The sequence below is a fragment of the Candidatus Desulfolinea nitratireducens genome, from assembly GCF_982879505.1.
The window spans coordinates 1-4,163 of the sequence record NZ_CEYOSI010000266.1; the positions used below are offsets into that span (position 1 = coordinate 1).

Genomic DNA, 4,163 nt, shown 5'->3' on the forward strand with positions numbered 1-4,163 from the left:
GGGCTGCTGGATGGTGTTTACGAGGCGACTCCGGAGCAGATCGAATCGATGCTTGACGAAACCCGACTTTTATCCAGGTTGGTGGATGATCTTCAAACGATCTCACTCGCGGAGGGTGGGCAGTTGTACTTGAATCTGGATGAAGTAAATATCCCCGAGTTATTGGAGGATGTGCGGACCAGTTTTCTCGGTCAGGCGGATGAGGCGACTGTTGAAATGATCGTGAATGTGGAGGACGAAGGACTTTCTATCACCGCTGATGCTGGACGTCTTGACCAGGTTTTAGGCAATCTGGTCGGGAACGCGTTGCGGTACTCACCTGCGGACAGTTGCATCCGTTTGGAAGCGGAATCCAGCCCGATGGGCGTCCGTCTCCGAATCCGCGATGAGGGAGAGGGAATCCCGTCTGAAGACATCCCCTATATTTTTGATCGTTTCTACCGTGTCGACAAATCCCGCCTTCGAACGGAGGGTGGTGGCAGCGGACTTGGGTTAGCGATAGCAAGGCAGCTGGTTCAATTGCACCATGGAACGATCAAGGTAGAGAGTGAGTTGGGGAAAGGGACGACATTTATTATTGATCTCCCCAAATAAGAAAAAGGCTGGACTTCATCATGAAATCCAGCCTTTTGGTATTACTCCCCAGTCACAGTTGGATGTCCAGCTGCGTCCCAACCTTTGATACCGCCGGCAATACTGGTGACACTTCTATGCCCGGCTGCTAGCAAAATATCACGCCCAACCTGGCTGCGATTTCCAGACCGGCAGATAATTATCACTTCCTGATCGAAGGGTACCTCGCTGACGCGGGCTTCGAGCTGATCCAATGTGATCAAGGTCGCGCCGGGGACATGGTACTCAGCCCATTCTTCGGGAGTGCGTACATCAAGCAGGAAAGCGCCCTCTTCATATTTCTCAAAAGCCAGCCCGGTATTGATCTCGGCAGGGAGCGCGTTGATCGTTGCCGGGGTTGTTGGTGATTGGGTAGCTATAAAAATTGCGATAATTGCGATTGTGACAATGGCAAGAACAATCCAAAGTTGTTGCTGATTATTCTTGGCTTTCTTGCGCAGAGCTTTCTTTTGTTTTTTTGTCATAGGTTATCTCCTTTATCTATTGGATGATTAAAGAAATGAAAAAGTTGCATCAAAATTGAAGGATTTACACTTGATTATTTCTTCAGCATCACAAATTGTATTTGAGATCTAGAAAATAAAAAGATGCCCCGAACAATGCTAAAATATGCCATTGAAAAATTCAGCAAAGAAGAGCGACAGAGATATCTGAGCGGCACTGCATAATCCCAAAATTAATTAAGATTTCCCAATAGGCCTAGGGCTTAGTCTCATGAAAAACAAAAATCTGATCCGGATTTTTACTTTTAATCAAAGTTTTCACTGGTTTATGACCGGGTTGATGATTCCCATCCTGACCTTGTTGTTATTGAAAAAAGGATTGGATTTGTTTCAGATCGGGATTGCCCTGGGTCTTTACTCAGGCATTGTGATCTTATTCGAATTACCGACGGGAGGGCTGGCAGATTCTATCGGGAGAAAACGTGTTTACCTGATTTCCTTGGTTGCTTCTATTACTGCAATGACATTTCTGCTTTTTGCGCGGAGCTTTATCACCCTTTCCCTAGGTTTTGTTTTTATGGGGATCGCACGTGCTCTATCATCTGGAACCATGGATGCCTGGTTTGTGGACGAGTTTCGTAAAAATGATATCAATGGAAATTTACAGGCAGCCTTTGCCAAAGTTGGAATATTTATTCCACTTGGATTGGGAGCGGGGGCAATTTTGGGGGGTGTCTTGCCGATGACCCTGGGAAAGGTGACAGCTCGCTTACCAAATTTCGATATTTATTCCGCCAATATCCTGGTTGTTCTTTTTTTGGGAATACTTCAAATTTACCTTACTTCCAAGTTAATTCATGACCCCAGATCTGAAGCCAGTCATTCAGGTATATTAAATGGACTCAAAGAATTTCCGCGCGTGATTTCAGATTCGATTCAATATGGTTTTAAAAATCGAATTGTTTTGTTGCTGGCTCTTTCAACTGGTGCATGGGGGTTGGGCATTTCCGGCGTTGAATTATTATGGCAGCCACAGACCAAAATTATTCTTGGATCAGATTCGCAAACGTGGATTTTCGGCTTGATGAGCGCTGGATATTTTGTGGCCAGTGCCCTGGGCAGTTTTATCGCCTCCCCGCTCTGTAAATTTTTCAATAACAACTATCAAGGTGTATTGGCAGGAGCCCGTTTTTTGATGGGAGGCACTTTATTTATCCTCGCTTTGCAAGCGGAGATCATCGGCTTTATCGGATTTTATTGGGGACTCTTTATCTTCAATGGCATTATGAATTCCCCGCATGCGGCAATATTTAACGATAATATCCCCGAAGAACAGCGGTCAACACTGCTTTCTTTTGAATCTGTAGTCATGCAAATGGGGGGAGTATTGGGGTCAATAGGATTGGGCTATTTATCGCAAAGTTTCTCTATTGCAACTGCGTGGTTTGTAGGCGCTGGAGTTTTGGCGTTTTCGAGTTTATTTTATATCTTTCTTCCGAAACAAACTGCGAAAATACCGGTTTGATATTATTGCTGAAAGAATAAAATTTGATACAAAACGCCCCCTTGCCTGATAATTCAAAAGGGCATTTTTGTTTTGCAGAAACTTGCTTATGATTGCCTGTCAGCCTCCTGTACCAGCGCATCAAAAAGCCTTTGTTGTGTCGGGTCGCTGGCGGCTGTGATTTCGGGGTGCCACTGGACGCCAAAGATCCAGGGCAATTCAGAGTGTTCGACTGCTTCAATAACGCCATCGGGAGCAATGGCTGAAACGCGCAGGTCAGGAGCCAGTTCTTTGATTGCCTGATGATGACCGGAATATGTAGAGACTAGATCGGTTTGCATTGCTTTTGCTGGTAATGAGGCCGGTAGAACTATTACTGAATGGGTTGTCCAGCCGCCATCTTCCCCACGGTGGATATCCTCGGTCAGCGAATCCGCTATATGTTCATGGAGTGTCCCGCCCAGGGCAACATTGAGGACCTGCATCCCACGGCAAATGCAGAGGGTGGGTAATTCGCTTTCATCCACCAAATAATGGATCAGGGCAAGCTCCGTTTCGTCCCGCTCAGCATCAAGCTCTGTCAGTTCTTGATGCTCTGAATTACCAAAATATTCCGTTGGATAAATATCGGCTCCGCCAGTCACCAGAACGCCATCCACTCTGGCCAAAACCTTCGCTATATATTTCTCACCGGGTGGTAACAGAAGGGGAATCCCGCCTGCCCGCCGAACTGCATCAACATAGAGCGCGGGGAGTGAGTAATGTTCTTTATACCAGGCGGTTGAGATATCCTTTTCGAAGCGTCCGTAAGTTGTCACAGCTATGATTGGTTTCATTTTTGATCCTGTATTTTGACTAAATATCCATCCTAAAAATATCCCGTAGTGGCGACTTTAGTCGCTCTTTACGGCTGAAGCCGTTACTACAAAAGAATTTTAGGATAGAAACAAAGGAAAACTGATCTTTTATAGGTATTGGACTTACGCATTTCTACAAGCCTTGTCCCAATGCTCTGCGTTGGGGTATTGTAGTCTAAACGCAACGCAGAGCATTGCTACTAGGCATAAAAATAATTTTTGCCGATACCTATGTTAATAGCATTCAAAAGTATATCAAAAAAGAGCGCCATATTTATAGTGTATGGCGCTCTTTCCTTTTAGACTTTAGCTGGCTTATTTAATTTGCTCAAATTTTGCCTGGAAGAAGCGTAAATATTCGGGTTCGTACACCATTTTCAACCCTTTGGTTTGCTTGCGGGTGTCAAAAATATTTTTAATGCTTTCGGCAACAACATCCATATGAGCCTGGGTATAAACACGGCGCGGGATGGTCAGGCGGGTCAGTTCCAGGGCGGGATAGCGATGCTTGCCGGTTTCAGGGTTGCGGCCAGCGCTGACGACACCGCGTTCCATGGCGCGAACGCCGGAGTCGATATAAAGTTCAGCGGCCAGGGTTTGGGCGGGGAACAAATCCTGAGAGAGATGATCATAAAAACGTTTGGCATCCAGGAAGATGGCATGCCCGCCGATGGGTTCCATGATCGGGATATCCCAGTCGAGAAGAAGTGTACCCAAATAGCGCAC

The 4,163-nt window shown here is 46.0% G+C and carries 5 protein-coding genes; 2 read left to right on the top strand and 3 right to left on the bottom strand.

All coding sequences use genetic code 11. The annotated features are described in order from the left end of the window. Positions 1 to 594 (top strand): sensor histidine kinase (locus AC3DOM_RS16150; RefSeq protein WP_487920069.1); only part of this gene is annotated, 594 nt, incomplete at its 5' end. Between the two features lie 41 nt (positions 595 to 635). Here AC3DOM_RS16150 and AC3DOM_RS16155 read toward each other — a convergent pair. Beyond that, positions 636 to 1,097, bottom strand: a complete 462-nt coding sequence (locus AC3DOM_RS16155) for a rhodanese-like domain-containing protein (protein ID WP_487920070.1) — start codon at positions 1,095 to 1,097, stop codon at positions 636 to 638. A 250-nt stretch (positions 1,098 to 1,347) separates the two neighbouring features. On the opposite strand from AC3DOM_RS16155, the gene AC3DOM_RS16160 reads away from it, so the two are divergent. After that, positions 1,348 to 2,601, top strand: coding sequence for an MFS transporter (locus tag AC3DOM_RS16160; protein ID WP_487920071.1), 1,254 nt, complete (start codon positions 1,348 to 1,350; stop codon positions 2,599 to 2,601). An 86-nt stretch (positions 2,602 to 2,687) separates the two neighbouring features. Here the strand turns inward: AC3DOM_RS16160 and AC3DOM_RS16165 are convergent, their stop codons facing one another. Continuing rightward, a complete protein-coding gene (locus AC3DOM_RS16165) occupies positions 2,688 to 3,416 on the bottom strand; it encodes a gamma-glutamyl-gamma-aminobutyrate hydrolase family protein (RefSeq protein WP_487920072.1) in 729 nt (242 codons plus the stop codon). A 336-nt stretch (positions 3,417 to 3,752) separates the two neighbouring features. Continuing rightward, a partial coding sequence (locus AC3DOM_RS16170; RefSeq protein WP_487920073.1) for a beta-eliminating lyase-related protein occupies positions 3,753 to 4,163 on the bottom strand: 411 nt, incomplete at its 5' end.

Coding starts and splice junctions, on each gene's coding strand:
- AC3DOM_RS16155 (WP_487920070.1), bottom strand. CDS start 1,097: ATGACAAAAAAACAAAAGAAAGCTCTGCGCAAGAAAGCCAAGAATAAT.
- AC3DOM_RS16160 (WP_487920071.1), top strand. CDS start 1,348: ATGAAAAACAAAAATCTGATCCGGATTTTTACTTTTAATCAAAGTTTT.
- AC3DOM_RS16165 (WP_487920072.1), bottom strand. CDS start 3,416: ATGAAACCAATCATAGCTGTGACAACTTACGGACGCTTCGAAAAGGAT.